Origin of the sequence: Stenotrophomonas panacihumi (assembly GCF_001431645.1) — a bacterium.
In the GTDB taxonomy this organism is placed as follows: Bacteria; Pseudomonadota; Gammaproteobacteria; order Xanthomonadales; family Xanthomonadaceae; genus Stenotrophomonas_A; species Stenotrophomonas_A panacihumi.
The window spans coordinates 179199-205894 of record NZ_LLXU01000058.1 but is presented as its reverse complement, the minus strand read 5'-3'; the positions used below and the strand labels follow the sequence as shown (position 1 = coordinate 205894).

24 protein-coding genes and 1 pseudogene are annotated in these 26696 nt (G+C 69.1%); 15 read left to right on the top strand and 10 right to left on the bottom strand.

Annotated elements, in window-relative coordinates; genetic code table 11:
* Positions 1-21: 21 nt before the first annotated feature.
* Both ARC20_RS05760 and ARC20_RS05755 read right to left on the bottom strand, forming a co-directional pair.
* A complete protein-coding gene (locus ARC20_RS05760) occupies positions 22-756 on the bottom strand; it encodes a hypothetical protein (RefSeq protein ID WP_237642510.1) in 735 nt (244 codons plus the stop codon).
* A 2-nt stretch (positions 757-758) separates the two neighbouring features.
* A complete protein-coding gene (locus ARC20_RS05755; RefSeq protein ID WP_237642509.1) occupies positions 759-1553 on the bottom strand; it encodes an SEL1-like repeat protein in 795 nt (264 codons plus the stop codon).
* 66 nt (positions 1554-1619) lie between these two features.
* Here ARC20_RS05755 and rep point away from each other — a divergent pair, with 66 nt between their 5' ends.
* Positions 1620-3596, top strand: coding sequence for a DNA helicase Rep (gene rep / locus ARC20_RS05750; RefSeq protein WP_057645652.1), 1977 nt, complete (start codon positions 1620-1622; stop codon positions 3594-3596).
* 58 nt (positions 3597-3654) lie between these two features.
* Positions 3655-4170: a GNAT family N-acetyltransferase gene (locus ARC20_RS05745; protein ID WP_057645650.1), complete on the top strand. Its 516-nt coding sequence runs from the start codon at positions 3655-3657 to the stop codon at positions 4168-4170.
* A gap of 2 nt (positions 4171-4172) precedes the next feature.
* Here the strand turns inward: ARC20_RS05745 and ARC20_RS05740 are convergent, their stop codons facing one another.
* A complete protein-coding gene (locus ARC20_RS05740) occupies positions 4173-4829 on the bottom strand; it encodes a YceH family protein (protein ID WP_057645728.1) in 657 nt (218 codons plus the stop codon).
* A 108-nt stretch (positions 4830-4937) separates the two neighbouring features.
* Between ARC20_RS05740 and ARC20_RS05735 the strand changes: the two genes are divergently transcribed.
* Positions 4938-5876, top strand: coding sequence for a 5'-nucleotidase, lipoprotein e(P4) family (locus ARC20_RS05735; RefSeq protein ID WP_057645648.1), 939 nt, complete (start codon positions 4938-4940; stop codon positions 5874-5876).
* A complete protein-coding gene (gene pyrF / locus ARC20_RS05730) occupies positions 5873-6592 on the top strand; it encodes an orotidine-5'-phosphate decarboxylase (protein WP_057645646.1) in 720 nt (239 codons plus the stop codon). The genes ARC20_RS05735 and pyrF overlap by 4 nt, the downstream gene beginning before the upstream one ends.
* A 280-nt stretch (positions 6593-6872) precedes the next feature.
* Here the strand turns inward: pyrF and ARC20_RS05725 are convergent, their stop codons facing one another.
* Entirely contained in the window at positions 6873-9980 is a 3108-nt protein-coding gene (locus tag ARC20_RS05725; protein ID WP_057645643.1) for a TonB-dependent receptor, read from the bottom strand.
* Between the two features lie 592 nt (positions 9981-10572).
* Between ARC20_RS05725 and ARC20_RS05720 the strand changes: the two genes are divergently transcribed.
* Entirely contained in the window at positions 10573-11487 is a 915-nt protein-coding gene (locus ARC20_RS05720) for a hypothetical protein (RefSeq protein ID WP_057645642.1), read from the top strand.
* Positions 11487-14123: a glycerol-3-phosphate 1-O-acyltransferase PlsB gene (gene plsB, locus ARC20_RS05715; protein ID WP_057645639.1), complete on the top strand. Its 2637-nt coding sequence runs from the start codon at positions 11487-11489 to the stop codon at positions 14121-14123. The genes ARC20_RS05720 and plsB overlap by 1 nt, the downstream gene beginning before the upstream one ends.
* Positions 14124-14159: 36 nt before the next feature.
* Here the strand turns inward: plsB and ARC20_RS05710 are convergent, their stop codons facing one another.
* Complete coding sequence (locus ARC20_RS05710; RefSeq protein ID WP_057645724.1) at positions 14160-14366, bottom strand: YdcH family protein; 207 nt, start codon at positions 14364-14366, stop codon at positions 14160-14162.
* A 97-nt stretch (positions 14367-14463) separates the two neighbouring features.
* Here ARC20_RS05710 and ttcA point away from each other — a divergent pair, with 97 nt between their 5' ends.
* Genes ttcA through ARC20_RS05695 form a run of 3 tightly spaced genes read left to right on the top strand, consistent with a single transcriptional unit; the run spans position 14464 to position 17164 of the window.
* Complete coding sequence (gene ttcA / locus ARC20_RS05705; RefSeq protein ID WP_057645636.1) at positions 14464-15360, top strand: tRNA 2-thiocytidine(32) synthetase TtcA; 897 nt, start codon at positions 14464-14466, stop codon at positions 15358-15360.
* Positions 15361-15417: 57 nt separating this feature from the next.
* Positions 15418-16326: a recombination-associated protein RdgC gene (locus ARC20_RS05700; protein ID WP_057645633.1), complete on the top strand. Its 909-nt coding sequence runs from the start codon at positions 15418-15420 to the stop codon at positions 16324-16326.
* A 46-nt stretch (positions 16327-16372) separates the two neighbouring features.
* A complete protein-coding gene (locus ARC20_RS05695) occupies positions 16373-17164 on the top strand; it encodes a YgjP family zinc-dependent metalloprotease (RefSeq protein WP_057645630.1) in 792 nt (263 codons plus the stop codon).
* Between the two features lies 1 nt (position 17165).
* Here the strand turns inward: ARC20_RS05695 and ARC20_RS05690 are convergent, their stop codons facing one another.
* Positions 17166-18023 (bottom strand): alpha/beta fold hydrolase, encoded by an 858-nt coding sequence (locus tag ARC20_RS05690; protein WP_057645627.1) that lies wholly within the window; start codon positions 18021-18023, stop codon positions 17166-17168.
* Positions 18023-18979 carry a ferrochelatase gene (gene hemH / locus ARC20_RS05685; protein WP_057645624.1) on the bottom strand — a complete coding sequence of 319 codons (957 nt, stop codon included), beginning with the start codon at positions 18977-18979 and terminating at the stop codon, positions 18023-18025. Before hemH ends, ARC20_RS05690 begins: the two co-directional genes overlap by 1 nt.
* 163 nt (positions 18980-19142) lie before the next feature.
* On the opposite strand from hemH, the gene ARC20_RS05680 reads away from it, so the two are divergent.
* The 4 genes and pseudogenes from ARC20_RS05680 (at position 19143) to tatC (ending at position 21486) form a co-directional block, all read left to right on the top strand.
* A complete protein-coding gene (locus tag ARC20_RS05680; protein ID WP_057645619.1) occupies positions 19143-20024 on the top strand; it encodes a lipid-binding SYLF domain-containing protein in 882 nt (293 codons plus the stop codon).
* Between the two features lie 71 nt (positions 20025-20095).
* Entirely contained in the window at positions 20096-20323 is a 228-nt protein-coding gene (gene tatA, locus ARC20_RS05675) for a Sec-independent protein translocase subunit TatA (RefSeq protein ID WP_057645616.1), read from the top strand.
* 24 nt (positions 20324-20347) lie between these two features.
* Positions 20348-20704: pseudogene (tatB, locus tag ARC20_RS05670) on the top strand (Sec-independent protein translocase protein TatB); the annotation flags it as partial.
* A 35-nt stretch (positions 20705-20739) separates the two neighbouring features.
* Positions 20740-21486 carry a twin-arginine translocase subunit TatC gene (tatC, locus tag ARC20_RS05665; RefSeq protein WP_057645615.1) on the top strand — a complete coding sequence of 249 codons (747 nt, stop codon included), beginning with the start codon at positions 20740-20742 and terminating at the stop codon, positions 21484-21486.
* Positions 21487-21523: 37 nt separating this feature from the next.
* Here the strand turns inward: tatC and ARC20_RS05660 are convergent, their stop codons facing one another.
* The 3 genes from ARC20_RS05660 to ARC20_RS05650 are packed head-to-tail and all read right to left on the bottom strand — an operon-like array spanning position 21524 to position 25057.
* The gene (locus tag ARC20_RS05660; RefSeq protein ID WP_057645611.1) at positions 21524-22432 is read right to left on the bottom strand and encodes a BPSS1780 family membrane protein; all 909 of its coding nucleotides are present in this window, start codon (positions 22430-22432) and stop codon (positions 21524-21526) included.
* A 46-nt stretch (positions 22433-22478) separates the two neighbouring features.
* A complete protein-coding gene (locus ARC20_RS05655; RefSeq protein ID WP_057645608.1) occupies positions 22479-23240 on the bottom strand; it encodes a glutamine amidotransferase in 762 nt (253 codons plus the stop codon).
* Positions 23237-25057, bottom strand: a complete 1821-nt coding sequence (locus tag ARC20_RS05650; RefSeq protein ID WP_057645605.1) for a GspE/PulE family protein — start codon at positions 25055-25057, stop codon at positions 23237-23239. Before ARC20_RS05650 ends, ARC20_RS05655 begins: the two co-directional genes overlap by 4 nt.
* Positions 25058-25132: 75 nt before the next feature.
* Between ARC20_RS05650 and glyQ the strand changes: the two genes are divergently transcribed.
* Positions 25133-26050: a glycine--tRNA ligase subunit alpha gene (gene glyQ, locus ARC20_RS05645; RefSeq protein ID WP_057645604.1), complete on the top strand. Its 918-nt coding sequence runs from the start codon at positions 25133-25135 to the stop codon at positions 26048-26050.
* A complete protein-coding gene (locus ARC20_RS05640) occupies positions 26047-26688 on the top strand; it encodes a glutathione S-transferase family protein (protein WP_057645599.1) in 642 nt (213 codons plus the stop codon). The genes glyQ and ARC20_RS05640 overlap by 4 nt, the downstream gene beginning before the upstream one ends.
* Positions 26689-26696 lie beyond the last annotated feature (8 nt).

Genomic DNA, 26696 nt, shown 5'->3' with positions numbered 1-26696 from the left:
ATGGCCGGCATCGGCCTGCGCTCAGTGCCTGGGTTCGGCGGGAGCTTCGTCGGGAACCTCGACCGCGCCGACGTGCACCTGGCCTTGGCGCTCGATCAGCTTGTCCTGGCTCTTCCAGTATTCGTCGGGCTTCCAGTACTTGCCCTGGTAGTACTGCTGCGCGATCACGCGCGAACCGGAGGCCGTGGAAGGCTCCATGAGGTACACGTCCAGCGTGCCGATGAAGCCGGTGCGGCTGCCGGTCACCTGGGTGCGCTCCTTGCGCATCACCCGTTCCAGGCGCGGTTTGGCGACCTTGTCGCCGTATTCCGAATACACCGCCACGCCTTCCTGCAGGGCGCGCTGGCGCTCGCCGTCATCCATCTGTTCCCAATAGTGCTCGCGCTTGGCGAGCAGGTAGGGCGTGCCGCGCTCGGCGGCCAGGTCCATCCATGCGTAGCCCAAGGCGCGATCGGTTTCGCCGCCTTGTCCGGTCCACATCAGCTCGGCCAGCGCGGCCTGCGAGATCTTGTCGCCGTAGCGCGACGCCGTGCGGTAGTAGCGCCGGGCGTCTTCCGTGCGGCCCTTCTGCGCGGCTTCATAGCCGAGGCGGCGGAAGCGCTGGTCGGGATGGGCGTCTTCCATCGCCTCGGAAGCGGCCACGTTTGGGTCGTCCATGCGCGGCGAGCTGCCCAGCATCTGGCCATAGGACTGGGCACCGGCCGCGAAGGGCAATGCCAGCAGGAGCGGAAGCGCGAGGGCGCAGGCGGTCTTCATCATCAGGTTCCATCCTTCTTCACGGTTTCGGGCGTGCCCAGCTGGATCTCGCCCTTGGGCACGCTGATCTGCTGCTCTTGCCACTTCCAGTAGTCGGCAGGTTTCCAGAACCGGTCCTGGTAATAGTGTTCCGCCGCGATGCTCCGGTTGCACACCAGTTGCATGTCGCTGACCTTCCAGTCGCCGATGCAAACGTTCACTTGCGTCACCACGCTGCCCAGCCGGCTGCCAACCGCCTCGTTCTTGCGCGATCGGCGCATCTCGGTTTCGAGTCGGGGCTTGGCCACGTCGTCGGCATACCGGGCATAGATCGCCTTGCCTTCCGCCACGGCGCGCGCGCGCTGCGCCTCGTCGAGTGCGTCCCAGTAGCGCTCGCGTTCGGCGACCAGCATCGGCGAGCCGCGTTCGGCCGCCAGGTCCATCCAGGCATAGGCCAGCGCCCGATCCTGCGCGATGCCACGCCCCTCCCACAGCATCTGCGCGATGAACGCCTGCGAGAGCTTGTCGGCGTACTTGGCTGCGCGGCGGAAGTTGTCTTCGGCCTGGCGTCCTTCGCCCCGATTGAGCGCGCCGAGCCCGCGCATCCGATACAGCATGTCCGGATGCGACTGCATGAAGCTTTCGGACAGGACGACCTCGTAGTCGCCCGGCGCCACGCCGGGAAGTCCGGACTCGTCCGAGGCACGCGCCGGGGCCGCCGCCAGCACTGCCGCCATCGAGGCGGCCAGGAGGGCCAGGGGAAACCGCATGGAAGCCTCCGTTGCCACCAGGGGAATGGCCCAGATACTGCAACCCATCGGGTCCGTCAAGCTGATGAGCCAGTCACAGTCCCGGCTACAATGCGGCGGCCCACGGAAGTCTCCATGCACGGTCTCAATCCCCCCCAGCGCGCCGCGGTCCTGCACTGCGAAGGTCCCCTGTTGGTGCTGGCTGGCGCCGGCAGCGGCAAGACGCGCGTGATCGTGGAGAAGATCGCCCACCTGATCGCGACCCACCGCTACCCCGCCCGTCGCATCGCCGCCATCACCTTCACCAACAAGTCGGCGAAGGAAATGCGCGAGCGCGTGGGCAAGCGCATCCGTGGCGAGGCGGCCGATGGCCTGACCATCTGCACCTTCCACGCGCTGGGGCTGAAGTTCCTGCAGGTCGAGCACGAGGCCGCCGGCCTCAAGCGCGGCTTTTCGATCTTCGACTCGGACGATGCCGCCGCGCAGGTGAAAGACCTGCTGCACGGCGCCAAGCCCGACGTCATCGAGGACGCCAGGAACCTGATCTCGCGCGCCAAGAACGCCGGCCTCTCGCCACAGCAGGCGATGGAAGCGGCGCGCAGCAACCGCGAGAAGGAAGCCGCCAGCCTCTACGAGCGTTACCAGGCGCGCCTGACCACGTTCAACGCGGTGGACTTCGACGACCTGATCCGCCTGCCGGTGCAGATCCTCGAATCCAACCCAGAGATCGTGATGGCCTGGCGCGAGCGCATCGGCTACCTGCTGGTCGACGAGTGCCAGGACACCAACGATGCCCAGTACCGCCTGCTGAAGATGCTCGCCGGCGAGCGCGGCAACTTCACCTGCGTGGGCGACGACGACCAGAGCATCTACGCCTGGCGCGGCGCCAACCCGGACAACCTGCTGCAGATGGGGCGCGACTACCCCAAGCTGGAGATCGTCAAGCTCGAGCAGAACTACCGCTGCTCCAACCGCGTGCTGCGCGCGGCCAACGCGCTGATCGCGCACAACCCGCACGAGCACCTGAAGACGCTGTGGAGCGACCAGGCCGACGGCGAGCGCATCCGCGTATGGGAATGCCGCGACAGTGAGCATGAAGCGGAGAAGGTCGCCGCCGAGATTTCCTATCTCGCCACCTCCAAGCAGGTGCCGTGGAGCGACTTCTGCATCCTGTTCCGCGGCAATTTCCAGTCGCGCCCGCTGGAAAAGGCCATGCAGCTGCTGCGCGTGCCTTACCACCTCACCGGCGGCACGGCGTTCCTCGAACGCCAGGAAGTGAAGGACCTGCTGTCCTGGCTGCGGCTGATCGTCAATCCGGACGATGACGCGGCGTTCCTGCGCGCCGTGCAGTCGCCCAAGCGCGAGGTGGGCGCCGGCTCGCTGGCCAAGCTGGCCGAGCTGGCCGCCAGCAAGCACGTGCCGATGTCGCGCGCGGCCGAATCGATGGGCGCGCTGCAGCACCTGCCGCCGCGCGCGGCCAACGGCCTGAGCGCGTTCACCGACATCCTGCGCGAGCTGCGCCAGCAGTCCGCCGTGCTGCCGGCCGCGGACCTGGTGCGCAAGCTGGCCGAGAAGTCCGGCCTGCTCACCGACCTGCGTAACCAGAGCAAGGACGAAGCGGGCTTCCAGCGCCGCAAGGCGAACCTGGAGGAACTGGCGGAATGGTTCGAGGGCGGCCCGCGCGGCGCCAGTGCCGGTGACCTGGCCGCGCAGCTCGCGCTGCTGTCGCGCAACGACAAGGACGACGGCGGCAACCAGGTGCGCATGATGACCCTGCATGCTTCCAAGGGTCTGGAGTTCCGCTACGTCTTCATCGTCGGCTGCGAGGACGGCGTGCTGCCGCATGAAGTCAGCCTGGAGGAAGGCAACCTGCAGGAAGAACGCCGGCTGCTCTACGTGGGCATCACCCGTGCCAAGGAGCAGCTGTGGATGAGCCACAGCAAGCTCACCCGCAAGTTCGGCGAGCAGATCCGCCTCAAGCCGAGCCGTTTCTTCGACGAGATTCCTGCCGGGGAAATCCAGCGCGACGGCGCCGACCCCGTGGCCGACGCCGAGCGCAAGAAGGAACGCGCGAGCGCCGGCCTGGCGGCGATCCAGGCGCTGTTCGATTGAGGCTTGCGGGCCTCCGCGCGTGCGGTCAGGCTGTGCCTCCGCACCACGAGAACCTCGCATGCCTGCCCTGATCCAGACGCGTCGCCTGCACCTGCGCGAGCTCTCGCCCGAGCGCGACGCGGCGAACATGCTCGCGCTGCTCAACGACCCGGGCTTCATCGCCGGCATTGGCGACCGCCAGGTGCGCACCGAGGCCCAGGCTCGCGATTACCTGGCCGGCTGGCACGGCGCGCAGTACGCCGTGCATGGCTTCGGCCACTACGCCATCGAGGTGCGCGAGGGCGGCACGTTCATCGGGACCGCCGGCCTGATCCAGCGCCCCGACCTGGCATTGCCGGATATCGGCTATGCGCTGCTCGGCGCGTATCGGGGCCACGGCTATGCCGAGGAAGCCGCGCGCGGCGTGATGGCCTACGCGCGCGACATGCTCGGGTTGAAGGCGCTGTGCGCCATCGTCTCGCCGGACAACCCGGCCTCCGTCGGCCTGCTGGAAAAGCTCGGCCTGAAACGCGAAGGCGAGTACCGAATCGCGCCGGAGCGCGAGCTGCTGGCGTACTACGCCATCCGCCTCTGACCTCAGCCCCCGGGCAGGGCCTGGCGCAGCTGTTCCAGCAGCGCACGCAGTTCGGCAACCTCGGCCTCCAGCGCTTCCACCCGGCTGGCCAGTCCCGGCGTGGCGGGCGCGTCGGGCGTCGCCGAATCGGCCATCGGCGCCATCGCCTCCACCGGTCCGCACAGCGCATGCGCGTAGCGCTCCTCGCGCTGTCCACTGGCGCGGGGCAGCACCCCGGCCAGGCCACGCGCGCCCAGGCGATCAAGCACGTGGCGCACTTCCTCGGCGTCGGCGAAACGCAGCAGGCGCTCGCTGCGCGCGAACAGCTCGTGCACCGTCTGCGGCCCGCGCAGGCAGAGCAGGGCCAGTACCACGGTCTGCTGGCGGGTGAGGGCCAGCGCGGTTTCCAGTCGGTGTTCGTAGCGCTCGGCGCGCGAGGAGAACTGCTGGCGCACCAGCCCCATCGCTTCGAGCTGGCGCAGCGCGTGGTGCACTTGCCCCGCCTCCAGCGCCATGACCGGCTCGCGCGCCGTCTTCTGGTTGGCCGCCACCTGCGCGGCGTTGACCGTCAGCGGATAGGTGTCCGGCGTGGTGGCCTCCTTCTCGACCAGGCAGCCGAGCACGCGTGCCTGCACGGCATCGAGGCGCGGGATCTCGGGGGTATCGTCGGACATGGGCATCACCTGCGGCACACGGGGCCGGCAGGATAGCCGCCCCCCGCCGGGGACTGAAACCCGCAGGTCATCCCGGAGCCGTTAAAATTGCGCCACTTTCCACGGTGGTAGCCCATGCGTCGCAGCACTTCCCTTTCCCTGACCCTCCTCGCCGGCGCCATGCTGGCCCTTGGCGCCTGCAAGGTGCAGGGCCCGGAGGGCACCCCCGCCGCCAAGCCGGCCCTGGCGCCCTCGGCCGCCCCCAAGGCGCCGGAGCCCAAGCCGGCCGCCGCCGGCGTCGCCGCCGATGACAACCTCAATGCCGTGCTGTGGATGCAGCGCTCGGAGGAATACCGCGCGCTGTCCGAGCAGACCTACCGCGCCGCCGCCGACCGCCTCGACGAGGCCCTCAAGCAGGCCAACTGGGACGCGCTGGTGCCGGAAGAGCGCGGCAACGCGACCCAGGGCCTGAAGCCGGCCGTGGTGATGGACGTCGACGAAACCGTGCTCGACAACTCGCCGTACCAGGCCCGCCTGATCCGCGACAACCAGGAATACGACGAAGTGACCTGGTCGAACTGGGTCGCCGAGAAGAAGGCCAAGGCCGTGCCGGGCGTGGTCGACTTCGCCAAGGCCGCCGCCGCCAAGGGCGTGACCATCCTGTACATCTCCAACCGTGCCCAGCACCTGCAGGAGGCCACCCTGGCCAACCTGCGCGCGGTGGGCATGCCGGTGGCCGACGACAGCGTGTTCCTCGGCCTGGGCACCTTCGTGAAGGACTGCGAGCAGAACGGCAGCGAGAAGAACTGCCGCCGCCGCCTGGCCGGGCAGAAGTACCGCGTGCTGATGCAGTTCGGCGACCAGCTGGGCGACTTCGTGCAGGTCATCGCCAACACCCCGCAGGGCCGCGGCGAGCTGCTGGAGCAGTACGACGACTGGTTTGGCGAGCGCTGGTGGATGCTGCCCAACCCGAGCTACGGCGGCTGGGAGCCGGCGCAGTTCAACAATGACTACACCCAGCCGCGCGAAGCCCGCCGCCAGGCCAAGCGCGACGCCCTGGACGTGGCCCCGTGAGCCGCCCGCCGCTGCCGCTGACCGACCGCGAGCGCCTGATCTTCGCGCTCGACGTGCCGGGCCGCCGCGAGGCGGTGGCGTGGATCGACCGCCTCGGCGAGGCGGTGTCGTTCTACAAGATCGGCATGGAGCTGCTGGCCTCGGGCGAGTACTTCGACGTGCTCGACGAACTGGCCAAGCGCGACAAGCGCATCTTCGTGGACCTGAAGTTCTTCGACATCCCGGCCACCATCGGCGGGGTGATCGGCCGCCTGTCGCAGTGGCCGGTGAGCTACTGCACCGTCCACGGCTGGCACGCGCCGATGCTGCAGGCCGCCGTGGAAGCCAACCGCAGCGAGATGCGCCTGCTTGCGGTCACCGTGCTGACCTCGATGGGCCGTGAGGACCTGCGCGCCATGGGCATCGACCGCGAGCCGGTCGACGTGGTGGTCGAGCGCGCGCTGGCGGCCCAGGCGGCCGGCATCGATGGCGTGATCGCCTCGGGCCAGGAAGCCGGGCCGATCCGCCGCGCCACTGGCGCCGGCTTCTCCATCGTGTGCCCCGGCATCCGCCCGGGCGGCCCGGTCGGTGACGACCAGCAGCGCACCGTCGGCGTGGCCGACGCCTTCCGCGACGGCGCCGACGCCATCGTGGTGGGCCGGCCGATCCGCAACGCCGCCGACCCGGTGGTCGCCGCGGAGGCCATCCAGGCCGAGATCGCCTCCCTGAAGCTTTGATGTTGTCCAATAAAAACAATCAATTGAACAACTAAGGTCAAGGTTTGCCTAAACATCGGGGGTGGCGTAGCATCGCCCCCGTCCGGCTCACGCCGGAGATGTGCCACAACACTGTCCACCGGCCTTGTGCCGGTATTTGAGGAGGCTGTGATCCTTGTGATCCGGCCTCTTTTTTTATGTGTCGCGCAAAGCAAAGGCCCGCGGACGGATCCGCGGGCCTGCTTTTGCGTCCTGGTCCCGGATTGCAGGCGATGGGCGCCTGCGAGCGGGAGGAGGGACCTCAGAACTTCACGCCGACTTCCACCTTCACTGTACGCGGCACGCCGACGATGTCGCCCTGCTCGTTGTAGTACGCCATCTTCCTGCCGCTGGCGTCCTCGTAAATGATGTTGGTGAAGTTGTCGAAGTTGAACACGTTGATGATGTCCAGGCGGGCATACGCGGTCCAGTCGCCGGCGATCTTGAAGTCCTTGGTCGCCTGCAGGTCCACCGAGCGGTAGCCGAAGATCTTGCCGCCGATCAGGAACTTGCCGTTGCCCTGCGGATTGAAGCCGGTGGGGATGCACGCCGGTTCGTTGGAACCGAACGCCGGTGCGTCGCCGCACAGGAAATCATTGCTGGGAATCGGGGTGGCCAGCGTCAGCTTGCCGCCGAAGGTGATGCCCCAGAAGCCGTCGTAGTTCGCGGTCGCGACCAAGCGATGGCGTGCCACCGCATTGGACTTGACCCACGGGTACTGGCCCAGCGTGGCGGCATCGAACGCGTAGTGCTCGTTGATGTCGCGGGTCTGGCGGGCATTGCTCCACGTATACGCGATCGAGGTGCCCCAGCCGCTCTCCTTCGTGTAGGGCTTCTGTGCCGACAGCAGCAGCTGGGTGGTCTGGGTCTTGATGCCGTTGTTGCCGACGATCAGGCCACCGAAGCCCGGCACGCCACAGCCCCACGGCTGCGACAGGCCCGGATCGGCGGTCGCGTTACACAGCTGCTGGTTGTCCCAGAAGTTGCCGTTCGGATAGCGGTTGCCGAGCGTGAAGCCGAAGCCGTCGTAGCTCAGGATGCGGGTGACGGTCACGTCGGTGAGCCAGTCGCCGATCTGGTTGCTCATGCCCAGGCTGAACTGGTCGGAGTAGGGCGCCTTGAGGTTGTTGTTCAGCAGGTCGACTTCGGTACCGGAATTGCTGGTGGCGCCGATGAGCGACTGCAGCCCCGCCACGCCGCCGGTGAGCAGCGCCGGATCCCACGCATAGCACGGCGCCGCGCCGCGGTAGCAGGCGCCGGTGGCCGGATCCTGGAAGTTCACGGTGACCACCGGCAGCGCCGACTTGGTGACTTCCAGCTGCAGGTAGTCGAACAGGTCGCGGTCATACGAACGACCGGCACCGCCGTGGATCACGTGCATCTCGTCGGCGTTGAGGTCGTACGAGAAGCCCAGGCGCGGCTGCCAGGCGCCGTCGAACGCCTTGCGGTTGTGGCCGTTGGAAATGTAGTCGTTGACGTCGATGCCGCCGGCGCGCAGCGAATCGGCATAGGTCTGGCCGGCCGGGCCGTTCGGGTCCTGGCTGTTGAGCGCGTCCACCACGTTCTGCGGGGTCACGAAGTTCAGGTACGACGGGTTCTTCTCGTAGTCCCAGCGCACGCCGATGTTGAGCATCAGGTGGTCGTTGACCTGCCAGTCGTCCTGGATATACAGGCCGTACTGCTTGGCGTTGGACGTCACGCTCGGCGCCAGGCCGCCCACGCCGGTGACCGGCTTGGTGAACTGCGCCTTGTAGGGGGTGTCCCCGGTGAAGCCCGGGGTCCCGACCGTGTAATAGAACTGCGGATTGATATCCAGGGCGTCGGCCGCGTACAGGTCGACATCCTTGTAGCGGGCGCCCATCTTGATGGTGTGTTCGCCGTGCCACTCGATCGCGTTGAGCGTGAAGTTGTCTTCCAGCGACCAGCCCTTCTGGCCCTTGGTCTGGGCCGACAGCGGCGAGCCGCCCTCGATCCCGACGATCGTCGCTTCGCTGTTCCCGTTCGGATACGTGTAGATGTAGCCGTTGCCGACGGTGATCGGCAGCGGGTTGTTGAACGAATCTTCGTGGGTGGCCAGCAGTTCGTTGTAGAACCAGTCACCGCTGTGGTTCCAGCGCAGCGCCCAGCGCTCGTCGGTGTTCTCGCTCACCACGCCGTGCGAGCGCGCCGTGCTGCCGCTGAAGCCTTCCTGGTTCTCGTCGCGGTTCTGGTAGGAGAGTTCGAAGCGGTCGCGGTCGGTCGGCTCGAAGTCGATCTTGGCGAAGTACAGGTCTTCCTGGAATTCCTGCAAGCCCGCGCCCAGCTGCGAGGCCGCATTGGCCGGCAGGAACGGCACGCCGCCGGAGGCGCCCGCATCAGGCACCGTGGTGGTGGGCAGGTCGAAGCGCTTGGCTTCGTAGGTCGCGAAGAAGTGCAGCATGTCCTTCACGATCGGACCGCCCAGCGCGAATCCGTACTCCTTCTCGGTCGAGGCGACCTTGTCCTGCCCCGCCTGCCGCTCGGCCGGCGTCATGGCGCGCATGTCCTCGTCGGTGTAGCGGTAGAACGCCTCGCCGTGGAACTCGTTGGTGCCCGACTTGGTCGCCGCCGTCACCGCCGAGCTCGCCACCTGGCCGTACTCGGCCTTGTAGTTGGAGGTGATGACCTTGTACTCGCCGATCGCCAGCTGCGGGAACGGATTGCCCGCGCTGCCGAACTGGCCGGCCACGCCGCCTTCCTTGACGTAGCTCTTCTGGCCCACGCCGTCGATGTAGACGTTGGTGGCGCTGGTGTTCTGCGCGCCGCCGCGCAGCGAGGTGTTGCCCTTGGCGTCGCGGGTGAAGACCATGCCCGGCACCGCGTCGGCGAACTCGAGGAAGTTGCGCGACACCTGCGGGGTGGTCTGGATCTGGCGCAGCGAGACGGTCTTGCCGACCTCGGAGGTGCGCACTTCCTGCAGCAGGGTGGGGGCGGTCACGTTGACCGCGTCCAGCGTGGTGGCCGCGCCGCCCGAGGCAGCCGCTTCGCCACCGGTGGCGATGTTGAGGGTGGCGGTGGAGGCCACGGTGACGGTCACCGTCTCCACGCGGCCGCCGGCTTCCACCTTGTAGGTGCCCGGCTGCAGGCCGACCACGGTGTAGTTGCCGTCGCTGCCGGTGGTGGCGCGGCGCACGGCGCCGGTGGCCACGTTGGTGGCGACCACTTCGGTACCGGCGGCCGGGCCGGACTGGGAGGTCACCTGGCCACGCAGGTTGGCATTGGCGGACTGGGCGAAGGCGCCGGGAGCGGCGGCAAACAGACTGGCGGCCAGGGCGCAGCACAGCAGGCTGCGGGTTGGCAGATTGGCTTTGGTTCGGATGGTTTTCACGAAGACCCCTCCCGGGCCGGGCATTGGCATTGGATGACGGTTCTATTCACGGGTAAGACGGATACAACGTCGGATGTGAACGTCTTGCGGTTATGTGCAAGCGTTGGAAAATTTTTGTGAGGCGAGCCACGACGGCGCGCGATACCGCACCCATGCCGGGGGCAGGGCGCCAGGCGGCGTGGCGTCTGGGTTCCAGGCGGTGGCCGGCGCGAGGCGCGGGCGTCGCCCGGAAGCGGTGGTCGGGTTGGGGAAGCACTGCGGTTCCTCCCGATGAAGGCATGGACCTGCCTTCCGTTGTCCTGTCCTGACCCACTCCCTGGCGTGACGTTTCCTGCTGCGCGCCCTGCCATGACAAGGCGCCCGCAGCATTGGGGCGGCACCGTAGCAGGAACTGCAAACGTTTACATGATGCAGTGCAATATGTGCGCTGGGTCGCGCTATTCGATTTCCGCGGTCGCACTATGCCTGCCCCTGTAACAGCGGCAAGACAACACAGGACACGGCAAGACAACGCAATGCGTCACATCGGCGCACGGCCCGCCGCGACTGCACTTCACGCCTTGCCGGGCCACATGGCGCCCGGCAAGATGCGCCATCGATTGGGGAGTCGAGATCCATGTCCGTGATGACCATCTGGCCAAGATCGTGGCGCCCGTTGCCCTGGCTGCTGGTGGCCGCCGCGCTGCTGCTGCCGGCCTGCAAGCGCGAGCCGGCGGAGCTGCCCGGCGCCACCGCCGAACCGGCCGCCACCGTGCGCGGGCTGGCCGAACGCCTGCGCGCCAACGACCTGGTGGGCTACGCCAAGGCCGCCGTCACCCCGGCGCAGTACGCCCAGCTGGAAACCGCCTGGCGCGAGGGCCACAGCCGCTGGCCGCTGAGCAGCGTGCCGCTGGGCGAGGACGTGCCAGCGATGCTGCAGTACCTCTCCGCCCCCGGCGCCGAGCAGCGCCTGCAGCGCACCTTCGACACCCAGATCGCCGGGCAGGGCGCCGGCATCAAGCAGGCCGCGCACTCGCTGGGCCTGTTCGGCGTGCAGTACCTGCGCAACCAGGGCGACTACAGCCCCGAGCAGCGCGCCCATTACGTGCAGCTGGTGAACGCCTTGGCCGAATGGGCTTCCGCTGCGCCGCTGGCCGAGCGCCCGCATGCACAGGCGGCGATTCCCCGCCTGGTGGCGGCGGCCCGCGCCACCGGCTTGTCCGACCCCGCCGCGATGCAGGCGGCCGGCATGGAGGAGAGCCTGCGTCGCCTCGGGCCGTTCCTCAAGGAGTTCAAGGCCGTGCTCGACAGCTACGGCCTGCCGCTGGACGCCAGCCTGGACGAAACCCGCGTCGGCCTGGTGACCCAGGACGGCGACCAGGCCCGGGTGCACCTGCAGTACCCGCTCGGGGCCGAGCAGGTCGATACCAGCGCCAGCCTCGTACGCATCGACGGCCACTGGTACCTGGTCAGCATCCAGGACGAAGTGCAGGCGGTCCTCCACCCCGCCTCGCCGGCCGGGGCGGCGCCCGCACAGCCGCCTAAGCCATAATGGCGCCGATGCCTGAACAGAATAATCTGCCGTTCCCGGACGGCCAGCCCGATCCGGACCGCCCCCAGACCCCGACGCCCGCCCCGGTGCCGGCGTCCAGCGCACGCGTGCCCATGGCCGCCGGCGCCATCCCGCGCCCGGCGCGTCGCCCGCTGTGGGCCCGCCTGCTGGGCCGCCTGGCCGATCCCTGGCTTGGCCTGACGATCGAGCCGGAGCAGCCGGGCCAGTACGACGACGGCCGCCCGGTCGTATACGTGCTCGAAGACTACGGCCTGTCGAACGCGCTGATCCTGGACAAGGCCTGCCGCGAGGCCGGCCTGCCCTCGCCGCTGGTGCCGCTGCCGGGCGACCCGCTGCAGCGCAAGCGCGCCTACCTGGCGTTGTCGCGCCGCAGCAGCAGCAACTCGATCATTCCCGAGCAGCGCGGCGCCAAGACCCACTCCGATTCGCTGGCCAAGCTCCTGCAGGCGCATCGCGCGCGCCCGGACCTGGACGTCCACCTGGTGCCGGTGTCGATCTTCGTCGGCCGCGCGCCGGACAAGCAGAGCGGCTGGTTCGCCGTGCTGTTCTCGGAAAACTGGGCGCTGGTCGGCCGCTTCCGCCGCCTGCTCTCGGTGCTGCTCAACGGCCGCACCACCATCGTGCGCTTCGCCCCGCCGATCTCGCTGCGCCAGACGGTGGACGAAGGCCTGCCGCCCGAGCGCACCCTGCGCAAGCTGCAGCGCGTGCTGCGCACGCACTTCCGCCGCATCCGCGAGGCGGTGATCGGCCCGGACCTGTCCACCCGCCGCCTGCTGGTGGACCAGGTGCTGGCCGCCGAGCCGGTGCGCGAAGCCATCGCCGTGCAGGCCAAGCGCGACAACAGCAAGCCGGTCGATGCCTGGCGCAAGGCGCATGCCTATGCGTGGGAGATCGCCGCGGACTACTCCAGCCCGGTGGTGCGCTCGGCCAGCTTCCTGCTCACGCATGTCTGGAACCGCATCTACGCCGGCGTGCTGGTCCACCACCTGGACAAGGTGAAGCAGGCCGCGCCCGGGCATGAAGTGGTCTACGTGCCCAGCCACCGCAGCCACATGGACTACCTGCTGCTTTCGTACCTGCTGTACGAACGCGGCATCGTGCCGCCGCACATCGTGGCGGGCATCAACCTCAACCTGCCGGTGGTGGGCACGCTGCTGCGCAAGGGCGGCGCGTTCTTCATCCGCCGCTCGATCAAGGGCAACGCGCTGTACTCGGCGGTGCTGAGCGAATACGTCGCCCAGCTGGTCGGCGGCGGTTACTCGATCGAATACTTCGTCGAAGGCGGCCGTTCGCGCACGGGCCGCCTGCTGCAGCCCAAGGGCGGCATGATCGCCATGACGCTGCGCGCCTTCCTGCGCCAGCCGCGCAAGCCGGTGCTGTTCCAGCCGGTCTACATCGGCTACGAGAAGCTGATGGAAGGCAACAGCTACCTCGACGAGCTGAGCGGCCGGCCGAAGGAGAAGGAATCGATCTGGGCGCTGCTGTGGGGCATCCCCAAGGTGCTCAAGCAGAACTACGGCCAGGTGGTGGTGAATTTCGGCGAGCCGATCGCGTTGAACGACGTGCTCGCCCGCGAGGCCCCCGAGTGGGATGGCCAGCCCGTGCCCGAGGACGAAAAGCCGAGCTGGCTCGCACGCGCGGTCGACAGCCTGGCCGACCAGATCCAGGTGCACGTCAACGGCGCCGCCGACGTCAACCCGATCAACCTGCTGGCGCTGGCCCTGCTCTCCACGCCCAAGCATGCGATGGGCGAGGCCGACCTGATCGCGCAGATCGAACTGTGCAAGAAGCTGCTGGTCGAGATGCCGTACTCGGACCGCGTCACGGTCACGCCGCATTCGCCCGAACGCATCATCGCCCACGCCGAGGAAATCGCCGTGCTCACCCGCACGCCGCATCCGCTGGGCGACGTGCTGAGCGTCAGCGGCGATACCGCGGTGCTGCTGAGCTACTTCCGCAACAACGTCATCCACCTGTTCACGGCGTCGTCGTGGGTGGCGTGCTGTTTCCAGAACAACCGCCGCATGAGCCGCGCCGGCCTGGTGCGCCTGGGCCGTACCGTCTATCCGTTCCTGCAGACCGAGCTGTTCCTGCCGTGGACCGAGGACGAGTTCGCCGGCCGCATCGAGCAGACCATCGACGTGTTCGTGCGCGAAGGCCTGCTGATGAACGTCAACGAGGACGACGGCGGCATCCTGGCGCGCAACACCGGGCAGACGGACGAGGTGTTCCGCCTGCGCGCCATCGGCCATTCGCTGCAGCAGGCGTTCGAGCGTTATTACATCGCCATCTCGGTGCTGGTGAAGAACGGCCCGGGCACGCTCGGCGCCGGTGAGCTGGAAAGCCTGTGCCAGCAGGCCGCGCAGCGCCTGAGCCTGCTGTACGCCCCGGCCGCGCCGGAGTTCTTCGACAAGAGCCTGTTCCGCGGCTTCATCCAGAAGATGCGCGAGCTGCGGCTGGTGTGGCCGGACGAGAACAGCAAGCTGGTGTTCGACGAGCGGCTGGATACCTGGGCCAAGGACGCCAAGTTCATCCTCGGCCGCGAACTGCGCCACACCATCGAGCGGGTGAGCCCGGCGGCGGCCAAGCCGGAAGAAGCGCCCGCGCAGGATTGAGGCCGCGCGGGCAAACCCCGCGCCGGCCCGCGCCCGTCAGGCCGGCTCGTCGGGGATCAGCGCGCTTTCCAGCCGGGCGATGCAGTCCTTCAGCTGCAGCTTGCGCTTCTTCATGCGCTTGATGGTCAGCTCGTCCTGCGCCAGGTCGATGACGCGGCGGCTGATTTCCTCGTCGAGCGCGCGATGCTCGCGGCGCAGCGCGTCCAGGCGTTCGACGACAGTGGCGGGATCGGGCGTCTCCATCGGCTTCGAGCTTACACCGGCCGGCATGGCCGTCGCATGGCAGCCCCGCGCCGGCCGCGCGCGCCGGCGGCGCGGCCCGACCCGGTAGAATGGCGCCATGAGCGCCGTCATCTCCCTTCCCGATCCGCTGCCGCCACGCCGCGACCCGCGCGTGGCCGAACGCGAGCAGGCCAAGCTGGCCAAGCGCCTGCGCCGCCAGGTCGGTGAAGCCATTGCCGACTTCGGCATGATCGAGGCGGGCGACAAGGTCATGGTCTGCCTGTCCGGCGGCAAGGACAGCTACACCCTGCTGGACGTCCTGCTGCAGCTGCGCCGCAAGGCGCCGGTCGAGTTCGAGCTGGTCGCCGTCAACCTCGACCAGAAGCAGCCTGGCTTCCCGGAGCACGTGCTGCCGGACTACCTGCGCGCGCTGGGCGTGCCGTACCACATCATCGAGCAGGACACCTATTCGGTGGTGAGCCGCGTCATCCCGGAAGGCAAGACGATGTGCTCGCTGTGTTCGCGCATGCGCCGCGGCGCGCTGTATGCGTATGCCGAAGCGCAAGGCTTCACCAAGATCGCGCTGGGCCACCATCGCGACGACATGGTGGCCACCTTCTTCATGAACCTGTTCCACCACGCCAAGCTCGCCGGCATGCCGCCCAAGCTGCGCAGCGACGACGGCAAGCACGTGGTGATCCGCCCGCTGGCCTACGTGGCCGAGCGCGACATCGTCGACTACGCGCAGGCGCGGCAGTTCCCGATCATCCCGTGCAACCTGTGCGGCAGCCAGGAAAACCTGCAGCGCCGCCAGGTCGGGCTGATGCTCAAGCAGTGGGAGAAGGACAGCCCCGGCCGCATCGAGCAGATCGCGCGCGCCATGGGCGACATCCGTCCCTCCCACCTGGCCGACAACACCCTGTTCGATTTCATGGCGCTGGGCCGCAGGCACGACGCGCCGCTGCCCGACGCGCATGCCTGGCTGGCCGGTGGCGAAGGCCCCGCGCACGACTGACGCATTCCCTGTTCCGCGCGCGCCCGCGCCGGATCGGCTCCACCGAATGGATACTCGATGTTCTTCCGCAACCTGACGTTCTTCCGCTTCCCCACCACGCTCGACTTCTCCGAAATCGACAAGCTCCTCCCCGAAGCCCTGCTCAAGCCGGTCGGCCCGCTGGAGATGACCTCGCGCGGGTTCATCTCGCCGTTTGGCCGCGATGAACAGGAGGTGCTCTCGCACCGCCTCGCCGAATTCCTCTGGCTCACCGTCGGCGGCGAGGACAAGATCCTGCCGGGCTCGGTGGTCAACGACCTGCTCGCGCGCAAGGTCGCCGAGATCGAGGAGAAGGAAGGCCGCCGCCCCGGCGGCAAGGCGCGCAAGCGACTGAAGGACGACCTCATCCACGAATTGCTGCCGCGCGCCTTCGTGAAGAGCTCGCGCACCGACGCCATGCTCGACCTGCAACACGGTTACGTGGCCGTGGACACTTCCAGTCGCAAGACCGGCGAGAACGTGATGTCCGAAATCCGCGGCCTGCTCGGTTCGTTCCCGGCGCTGCCGCTGAATGCGGAAGTCGCGCCGCGTTCGATCCTCACCGGCTGGATCGCCGGCGAGCCCCTGCCCGAAGGCCTCAGCCTGGGCGAGGAGTGCGAGATGAAGGATCCGATCGAAGGCGGCGCGGTGGTGAAGTGCCAGCACCAGGAGCTGCGCTGCGAGGAAATCGACAAGCACCTGGAGGCCGGCAAGCAGGTCACCAAGCTCGCGCTGGTGCTCGATGACCATGTCTCCTTCGTCCTCGGCGATGACCTGGGCGTGCGCAAGCTGAAGTTCCTCGACGGCGCGCTCGACCAGCTAGAAAACGCCGACCAGGACGGCGTGCGCGCCGAACTGGACGCGCGCTTCGCGCTGATGAGTGCCGAAGTGCGCCGGCTGTTTCTCCTACTCGAAGACGCGCTGAAGCTGAGCAAGGCGGAGGCCTGACCGGAGGTGACGCATGCGCCCACGACGGGCGTATGCTGTCAGTGCCATGGCGAAGTTCCTCCCCCGACTGATCGCCGCATCGCCGCGCACCCTGCAGCGCGACTGCGTGCGCCTGCGCCTGGATGACGAACAGGAAATCGACGTGCTGCGCGTGCGCGACCCGCGTGCGCGGCGCATCAAGCTGAGTGTCGACGAGCGTGGCGCGCGTCTCACCTTGCCCACGCGTGCCAGCCTCGTGGCCGGCGAGCGCTTCCTGCACGAACACCGGCAGTGGCTCGCCACCCAGCTGGCGCGCTATGCGGAAGATGCCCTGCTGCCCGCGCTGGAGCGCGACGTGCCGGGCCAGCAGCTGCCGCTGCGTGGCGAGCTGCTGCCGCTGCACTGGCATGCCGGCCGCTACACGCGCATCGAACAGGACGCCGAAGGCATCCACTTCCATCTCCCCGCGCGTGCCGGCACGCCGTTGATGGTGCGTGCCCTGCGCGACTTCTACGAAACCCAGGCCCGGGCCGACGTCGGCCGCTGGCTGCCGCGCTACCTGCCCAGCCTGCCGCGCGCGCCTTCGCGGGTGCGGGTGAAGGTGATGTCCTCGCAGTGGGGCTCGCTGGCACCGGACGGCACGATGGCGCTGGACCTGGCATTGGTGCTGGGGCGTCCGGAAGCGTTCGAATACGTGCTGGTGCACGAGCTCTGCCACCTCATCCAGGCCAACCATTCGCCGGCCTTCTGGCATGAAGTGGAAACGCGTTTTCCGCTGTGGCGCGTGGAGCGCGAATATTTCCAGCGCCAGGGGCGTTCGCTCAAGGCACAGCTGCGCCGGCTCCTGCAGCCGGCGTGATTCAACCGCGTGGCGTATCCAGGAACGCCTGGATCAACGCCGCCACTTCCCCCGGTTGCTCCATGTGCAGGTGATGCGTGCCCGCCAGCACGTGCAGCCGGCCATCGCGCAGCAGCTGCGCGCGGCGGGTGCGCAGCGGCTCGGGGAAATAGGGTTGCGCCGGCGTGGCGAAGATCACCAGCGTCGGGCATTCCACCGCTTCCACCAGCACGTCGATCTGCGCTTCGGTCATGCGCACGGCGGTGGGCAGGGTCAGGCGCTGGTCGCTGCCCCAGCTGTAGCCGCCGGGCACCGCCCGCACGCCGCGTTCCACCAGCAGGCGCGCACTGGCTTCGCTGAGCTGGTTGGCCATCATGCGCGCGCGCACCGGCGCCTCCAGGTTCGGGAACACGCGCAGCGGCTTGCCCGACAACGCATGCGCGGCCTCCACGCTCTCGCGCAGGCGCGTGGCGGTGTTTTCCACCTGCTCGCCCAGCCCGCCCAGTGCTTCGATCACCACCAGCGCTTCGATCCGCGCCGGCACCGCCGCGGCGACCAGGCTGGCGATGCCCGCGCCCATCGAATGGCCGAGCAGGGTGAAGCGCTCCCAGCCCAAGGCATCGGCGACGGCCAGCACGTTGTTGATCGCGCCGATCATCGTGTATTCGCTGCCGGCCGGCAGGGCGGCGCTATGGCCGTGGCCGGGCAGGTCGATCATCACCAGGTCCAGCCCGTGCAGCTCGCCGGCCAACGGCAGGAAGCTGGCGGCGTTGTCGAGCCAGCCGTGCATGGCCAGCACGCGGCGCCCGCCGGGCTGGCCGCAGCGCAGGCCGCGCAGCTCGCCGAAGGGCAGGGTGCAGGCGAACTCGTGCACGCCCATCAAACGCGCGTGGCCAATGCCGCCAGCGCGGCGGCGTGCGCCGGGGCGGCGTTGAGGCAGGGGATGTAACGCAGCTCCGCGCCACGCTCGGCGAGCGTGTGGGAGAAGCCCATCGCCACTTCCTCCAGCGTTTCCAGGCAGTCAGTGGCAAAGCCCGGGCAGACGACGTCGATGCGGCGCACGCCGGACTCGGCCATCGCCCACAGCGCGGGTTCGGCATACGGCTGCAGCCAGCGCTCGCGGCCGAAGCGCGACTGGTAGCCGAGCTGCCACTGGTCGTCTTCCAGGCCGAGCGCCGCGGCGATCGCGCGCGCGCTGGCCTCGCAGCGTTGCGGGTAGGGGTCGCCATCGTCGGCCACGCGCTGCGGCAGGCCGTGGAAGGAGAACATCAGGCGCTGGCCACGGCCGTGGGCGTCCCAGTGCGCGCGGATCGACGCGGCGACCGCCTCCACCCAGGCCGGGTCTTCCGCGTAGTCGCGCACCACGTCCACGCGGACGTCGGGGTGGCGCTGGCGCCATGCATCCACCACGTCCTGCACCGAGGCGGTGGTGGTGGTCGAGTACTGCGGGTACAGCGGCAGCACCACGATGCGGGCGATGCCGGCATCCAATAGCCGGTCCAACGCGCGCAGGAGCGCGGGCTCGCCGTAGCGCATCGCCCAATCCACCCGCCACGCCGGCAGTGCCGCCTGCAGGGCCTGCGCCAGGCCCGCGGTGTGCACCGCCAGCGGCGAGCCGCCCGGCAGCCACACCTGCGCGTATTTCTCCGCCGAACGCGGCCCGCGCAGCGGCAGGATCAACCCATGCAGCAGGGGCTTCCACAGCCAATGCGGAATGGACACCACGCGCGGGTCGCCAAGGAATTCGCCCAGGTAACGTCGTACCGCCTGGGGAGTGGGCGCGTCGGGCGTGCCCAGGTTGACGGCCAGCAGGGCGGTTTTCGATGCGTCGGACATGACCCCATTGTGGCAGGACAGCCGCGCCGGCGCCCTCCCATGTGCTCGATGGACGCGATAGAACGGGTGCTGGCCCGGCACGCGCGCTAATGGGCGATTCACCCCGGCGCGACTAACGTCGGCCATTGCCTTATCTTTCCGCGATCGTTCATTGGAGCCCGTCATGCCCCGCCTGTCGCGTCTTGCCCTGCTGCTGTCCCTGTCGTTCGCCGCCGGCCATGCCATCGCCGGCCCCGAGGAAGACCAGCGCGCGCGTAACGCGGTGCGGGTGCTCAACGAGATCCAGAAGATCCCCGAGCAGTCCATCCCCGACAAGCTGCTCGACGAAGCCCGGGCGATCGTCGTCATCCCGGACACCATCAAGGCCGGCCTGGTCATCGGCGGCCGCCGCGGCCACGGCCTGATGTCGATGAAGAACCCCGACGGCAGCTGGTCGCAGCCCGTGTTCGTCAAGCTCACCGGCGGCAGCATCGGCTTCCAGGCCGGCGTGCAGTCTTCCGACGTGGTGCTGGTGTTCCGCAACGACCGCAGCCTGGACAACATCGTCAACGGCAAGTTCACCCTCGGCGCCGACGCCGGCGTGGCCGCCGGCCCGGTCGGCCGCAATGCCGCCGCCGCCACCGATGGCCAGCTCAAGGCCGAAATCTGGTCGTGGTCGCGTGCCCGTGGCCTGTTCGCCGGCGTGGCGCTGGACGGCGCCATCCTGCAGATCGACGACGAGGCCGACCTGAATGCCTACGGCACCGGCAGCACGCCGCGCATGATCTTCGAAGGCCGCTCGCCCGAGCAGCCGTCCACCGACGTGATCGCCTTCCGCGACCGCCTGGAGGAAGCCACCTACACCGCGCGCAGCAACCGCGGCGAAGGCGCCCCGGCGCCGGCCCCGCGCACCGCCGCCGTGCCGGTCAACGGCCCGGCGCCGGCCGCCCCGCAGGAGGCCAGCACCGCGCCGTTGCAGGCCGCGCCGGCCAACGCGCCGCAGCCGGGTTTCCAGCCGGTGGGCGAGGGCGAAGTACGCACTGAAACGCTGGATGGCAAGCCCTGAAAGTCAGCACCCCCGTCCCGGCGGGGGTGCGCTATCCTGAGTGTCCTTTCACGGTAAGCGGCGAGCAGATCATGGGCGGTTTGAGCATCTGGCACTGGTTGATCGTGCTGGTGATCGTGTTGCTGGTCTTCGGTACCAAGCGCCTGACCAGCGGCGCCAAGGACCTGGGCTCCGCGGTCAAGGAATTCAAGAAGGGCATGCGCGACGATGACCGTCCGGCGCAGCTCAACGACCAGACCCGCGACGCCGACAGCACGCAGGCGCAGAACGAGCGCGAACGCGACCGCGACGGTCGCTGATCTCGCGGGCGAGGGCGTCGGCACGTGTTCGACATCGGTTTCAGCGAACTGCTGCTGATCGCCATCGTGGCCTTGGTGGTGCTCGGTCCCGAGCGCCTGCCCAAGGCCGCGCGGTTCGCCGGCCTGTGGGTGCGCCGGGCGCGCAACCAGTGGGATTCGGTCAAGCAGGAACTCGAGCGCGAGCTCGAGGCCGAGGAACTCAAGCGCAACCTGCAGAGCGTGCAGAGCTCGCTGCGCGAGGCCGAGTCGCAGATGCGGCAAGGTCACGAGCAGGTGCGCGAACATGGCCAGGCGCTGCACGACGAGGTCGCGCGCGACGTGGACATCCGCACCGGTAGCGACGCCGCGCCGGCGCCGGTGGCCGAAACGCCGGCCACGCCGCCGCCCGCCGAACCGGCCCCGCCCGAGAAGCAGCCGTGAACGCCCCGGACGACCTGCAGGCCGAGAGCAGCCTGATCGAACACCTGATCGAACTGCGCGCCCGCCTGGTGCGCGCGCTGCTGGGCCTGGGCGTGGTGCTGCTGTGCCTGCTGCCCTTCACCCGGCAGATCTACAGCTGGCTGGCGCGCCCGCTGGTCTCGCAGCTGCCCGCCGGGCAGACGATGATCGCGATGAACCCGGCCGGTGCGTTCTTCGCGCCGATGAAGCTGACCCTCTTCGTGGCGCTGTTCATTGCGGTGCCGTGGTTGCTGTACCAGGCGTGGGCCTTCGTGGCCCCGGGGCTTTACCAGCGCGAGAAGCGCCTGGCCCTGCCGCTGCTGGCCTCGGCCGTGGCGCTGTTCTACACCGGCTGCGCGTTCGCCTATTTCCTGGTGCTGCCGGCGGTCTTCCACTTCCTGACCACCTTCACCCCGGACGTCATCGCGCTCACGCCCGACGCGAACGCCTACCTGGATTTCGTCCTGGTGATCTTCTTCGCCTTCGGCACCAGCTTCGAGCTGCCGGTGGCGCTGGTCATCATGGCGTTGCTGGGCTGGGTCACGCCGGACCAGCTGCGCCAGGGCCGCGGCTACGCCATCGTCGGCATCTTCGTGATCGCCGCGGTGCTGACCCCGCCGGACGTGGTCTCCCAGCTGATGCTGGCCATCCCGATGTGCATCCTCTACGAGTTGGGCATCATCGCCGCCCGCGCGGTGGTGCCGAAGGCCCAGCCGCAGTCGTGACCGCTGGCGGGCATCGCGCCCGCCGCGGCTTGCCCGCTTACGCCACGAAGACGTCCTGGCGCTCGGCGCCGGTCGGCGGCGCAACGGCGTCGGCGTGGCCGAACATCTGCTTCCACGCCGCGTAGACCGCACCGGCGAATACCGGCATCAGCACGCCCATCATCAGCAGCTGCGCCAGGTACAGGGCGAAGGTGCCGAGCAGCAGCGAGGCGACCATCGCCACCAGCGCGACGACGAAGTAGATCGCCACCAGCGCGATGAACGTGAGCACGAAGAACACCAGCAGCGCCGGCAGGTTGCGAATGCCCGCACGCAGGCTCTCGCGCAGCGCATGCACGCCGGTGGCGTGGTCGAACATCACCTGCGGCGGCATCACGAACAGCGCCAGGCTCAGCGCGGCGAAAGTGACGATACCCGCCAGCAGCCACAGCAGGATGCGCCCGGCCGGCAAGCTGGCCACCAGCGCCTGCACCTGCGCCGGATCGGGCTGCACGCCCGACTGCGCGGCGGCCTGGTTGATGCGCTCCAGCTCACCCATCACCTGGGACAGCTGCTGCCAGCCCGCCGGTCCGATCAGCGCCACCAGCAGCAGCGCCAGCACGATCACCGCCAGCGCCTGCGGCAGCAGCGACACCAGCAGGTGCGGCGCACGACCCTCCTGCAGCCCGTGCAGCAGGTGGGAGGGGCGCGCCGCGCGGCCTTCGTCCACCTCGCGCACCGCCCACAGCATGCCGCCCATGAAGACCGGGCCGGCCAGCAGCATCAGGAACTGCACGGCCAGGCCCAGGGCCGGCAGCATCATCGCCAGCCCGGCGCCGAGCACCGCGATCAGCCCCCACGTCATGCCCAACGTACCCAGCGCCAACGGCGCGCGCCGCAGCAGCGCGAAGCCGGTCGACAACCATTCCGCGCCGGCGGACGCCGGCAGCTTGCGAATTTCGCTCATTCCCATCCCGCATCGATACGCGCCGGCCTAGTCCGGCGCCACGCGATTATCGCGCGTTTTCCGGCCTGCCACCGTGGCCGTGCGTTGGCAGCGTGCGCGCGTGCTGGACGAATCTTCGCAGCAGGCGCCGGGCCAGCGGCGCGGCGCTGACTTCCCGCGCCACCGTGCGGGCGCAGCGGCCATGGCGTTGCAGGCAGTCGGCACGGGCCCGAACGTAGCCGCGGATGTGATGGGTGGCAAATTCCGGGTGGAACTGCACGCCCCAGGCATGGGCGCCCCAGCGGAAGGCGTGGCATTCGTCCTGCGGCGACCGGGCCAGCACGGTGGCGCCTTCGGGCGCACGCAGCACCGTCTGCAGGTGGGTGGCATGGGCGGGGAAGCGCCCGGGCAGGCCGGCGAACAGCGGGTCCTCGAAGGCCGGCGGGTGCAGCTCCAGCTCGATCGTGCCCGATTCGCGCCCGGCCGGGTTGTAGTCCACCTGCCCGCCAAGCGCATGCGCCAGCAGCTGGTGGCCATAGCAGATGCCGAACACCGGCAGCCCGTCGTGGGCGGCGGCGCGCAGCCAGTCGGCGGTGCGCTCGCTCCATTCGGCGCGGTCGGTGACGAAGGCCGCCGAGCCGGACACGATCGTGCCGGCGAAGCCCTCCGGCGAGGGCAGCGCCTGCCCGGCTTCCACGTTCACCACCACCGTCTCGGCCTCGGCCAGCCCCGCGGCCACGCGGATCCAGTGCGGGAAGCGCCCGTAGCGCTTCATCGCCGGCACCGGCTGGCCGGTTTCGAGGATCAGGAACGGCAGGGGCGGCTTCATTCCTTGGGCGGCAGGACGGACAGGACTTCCTCGATTGTAGTCAGACCCAGCGCCACTTTTTCCAGCCCCGCGCGACGCAGGGTGCGCAGGCCTTCGCCGCGGGCGGCGTGGCTGAACCCGGCCAGGTCCATGTCGGCGCGGATCAGCGTGCGCAGGCGCGGGGTGACCGGCAGCAGCTCGTACAGGCCCACGCGGCCGAGGAAGCCGGTGCGCCGGCATTCCAGGCAGCCCACCGGCACGTGCGTGTGCACGTGTTCCGGCAGCGCTTCGCCCGGCTCGCGGATCGCCGCCCAGTCCGTTTCGGAAAGCGCCTGCGGCCGCTTGCAGTGCGGGCACAGCGTGCGCACCAGGCGCTGGGCCAGCACGCCGTTGAGGGTGGAGGCGACGAGGTAGTGCGGCACGCCGAGGTCGAGCAGGCGGGTGATCGCCGAAGGCGCGTCGTTGGTATGCAGGGTGGAAAGCACCAGGTGGCCGGTCAGCGAGGCCTGCACCGCCATCTGCGCGGTTTCCAGGTCGCGGATTTCGCCGATCATGATGATGTCCGGGTCCTGGCGCAGCAGCGTGCGCACGCCGGCGGCGAAGTCCAGGTCGATGTTCTGCTGGACCTGCATCTGGTTGAACTCCGGCGAGATCATCTCGATCGGGTCCTCCACGCTGCACACGTTCACGTCCGGCGTGGCCAGGCGCTTGAGCGTGGAATACAGCGTGGTGGTCTTGCCCGAGCCGGTGGGGCCGGTCACCAGCACGATGCCGTGCGGCCGTTCCACCAGCGCGTTCCAGCCGGCGGCTTCCTCCGGGCTGAAACCCAGTTGGTCGATGCTCTTGAACGCCGCGTCCGGGTCGAAGATGCGCATCACGCACTTCTCGCCGAAGGCGGTGGGCATCGTGGACAGGCGCATTTCGACCTCGCGCCCGCCCGGCGAGCGGGTCTTGATGCGGCCGTCCTGCGGGCGGCGGCGCTCGGCCAGGTCCATGCGGCCCAGCACCTTGATACGGCTGACCACCGCGGTCATCACCGCCGGCGGTACTTCGAACACCTTGTGCAGCACGCCGTCGATGCGGAAGCGCATGCGCCCCATGTCGCGGCGCGGCTCCAGGTGGATGTCCGAGGCGCGCTGCTCGTAGGCGTACTGCAGCAGCCAGTCCACGATGTGGACGATGTGCTGGTCGTCGGCGTTGACGTCGCCGGTGCGGCCCAGCTCCACCAGCTGCTCGAAACTGGGCAGGCCGACATTGCTGTCGGTGCTGCGCACATCGCCATGCGCGCCGCGCACCGAGCGCGTCACGCCGAAGAACTCCATCGTGTAGCGGTGCAGGTCCAGCGGGTTGGACAGCACCACGTCGATGCGGCGGCGGGTGAGGTGCTGGACGTCGGCCAGCCAGTCCAGCGCCAGCGGCTCGCTGGTGGCGATCAGCACGCGCTCGGCGTCCAGGGCCAGCGGCAGGATGCGATGGCGCCGTGCATAGGCATGGGAGACCACGCCGGTCACCGAGGCCACGTCCACGCGGGTGGGGTCGATGCGCAGGTAGCGCATGCCCACGCGGGTGGCCAACCATTCGGTGAGCCGTTCCAGGCCCAGCTCGCCGGCGGGCGGCTGGCCGGCATGCAGCTTGAGGTTGGAGAGCAGCACCAGCGGGTGCACCTCGCTGGCGTTGCGGGCGCCGCCGGCGGAGAACTGGATGCGCTCGCGGTCGTTCGGGGCGACCATCTCGTCGGCGAGCAGGGCAGTGGCCACCCGCTCGAACACCAGCCGCCCGCGCGGCAGTGCCGCCCCGGCCAGGGCCATCGTCGTTTCGGCGGGCTGCCGCTGTTCCATGAGCCGTTCCCCGCTGCGGAATGCCCCGCAGGTCGGCCGCTATACTAGCGCACCCCTTCGCACGGCCCCTGTCGCATGTCACAGCGCGTACCGATCACCTTCCAGGGCCTGATCCAGACCCTCAACCAGTACTGGGCCGAACAGGGCTGCGTGCTGATCCAGCCGCTGGACCTGGAAGTCGGCGCCGGCACGTTCCACCCGGCGACCTTCCTGCGCGCGCTGGGCCCGGAAACCTGGAACGCGGCCTACGTGCAGCCTTCGCGCCGTCCCACCGACGGCCGCTACGGCGAGAACCCCAACCGCCTGCAGCGCTACTACCAGTACCAGGTGGCGATGAAGCCGAACCCGGACAACCTGCAGGAGCTCTACCTGGGCTCGCTCAAGGCGCTGGGCATCGACCCGCTCGTGCACGACCTGCGCTTCGTCGAGGACAACTGGGAATCGCCGACGCTCGGCGCCTGGGGCCTGGGCTGGGAAGTCTGGCTCAACGGCATGGAGGTCACCCAGTTCACCTACTTCCAGCAGGCCGGCGGCCTGGAGTGCAAGCCGGTGCTGGGCGAGATCACCTACGGCCTGGAGCGGCTCTGCATGTACCTGCAGAACTGCGACAACGTCTACGACCTGGTCTGGACCTACGGCCCGGACGGCGCGCCGGTCACCTACGGCGAGGTCTACCACCAGAACGAGGTGGAGCAGAGCGCCTACAACTTCGAGCATGCCGACGTCGCCGAGCTGTTCCACCGCTTCGACGCCTGCGAGCGCGAAGCGCAGAAGCTGGTCGAAGTCGGCCTGCCGCTGCCGGCCTACGAGCAGGTCACCAAGGCCAGCCACGCCTTCAACCTGCTCGATGCGCGCCGCGCCATCAGCGTGACCGAGCGCCAGCGCTACATCCTGCGCGTGCGCGCGCTGGCCCAGGCGGTCGCGCAGGCCTACTACGCGCAGCGCGAGAAGCTGGGCTTCCCCGGCGCCAAGCGCGGAGCCGCCGCCGGATGATCCTCATCGGCATGTTCGACTCGCCGTTCGTGCGCCGCGTCGCCGTGGCGCTGGACCGGCTCGGCCTGTCGTTCGAACATCGCGACTGGTCGGTGGGCCGGGATTTCGACCGCATCCGCGAATACAGCCCGCTCGGCCGCGTGCCGGTGCTGGTGCTGGACGACGGCGAAGTGCTGACCGAATCGGCCGTGATCCTCGACTGGCTCGACGGCCAGGCCGGCGAGGACGCGCTGCTGCCCGCGCACGGCGCCGAACGCCGCCAGGCGCTGCGACTGGTCGGCTATGCCAACGGCGCGGTGGAGAAGGCGCTGCAGCAGGTGATGGAGCGCGTGTTCCGTCCCGAGGAAAAGCGCCACGCCCCGTGGGTTGAACGCTGCCGCACGCAGATGGAAGGCGCGCTGCAGGTGCTCGAGCAGGCGTGCGTGGACGCCGGCGATCGCGAATGGCTGGTGGGCGAACGCTTCGGCCTGGCCGACCTCACCGTGGCCTGCTTCTGCACCTACCTGCGCGATGCGCTGCCCTACGACCTGGACCGCTTCCCCGCCCTGGCCGCCCGCGTGGCGCGCTACGAGGCGTTGCCGGTCCTGCGCAAATATTACGTGCCGTTCGATGCACCGCAGACCGGCGCGACGGCCTGAACAAGGAT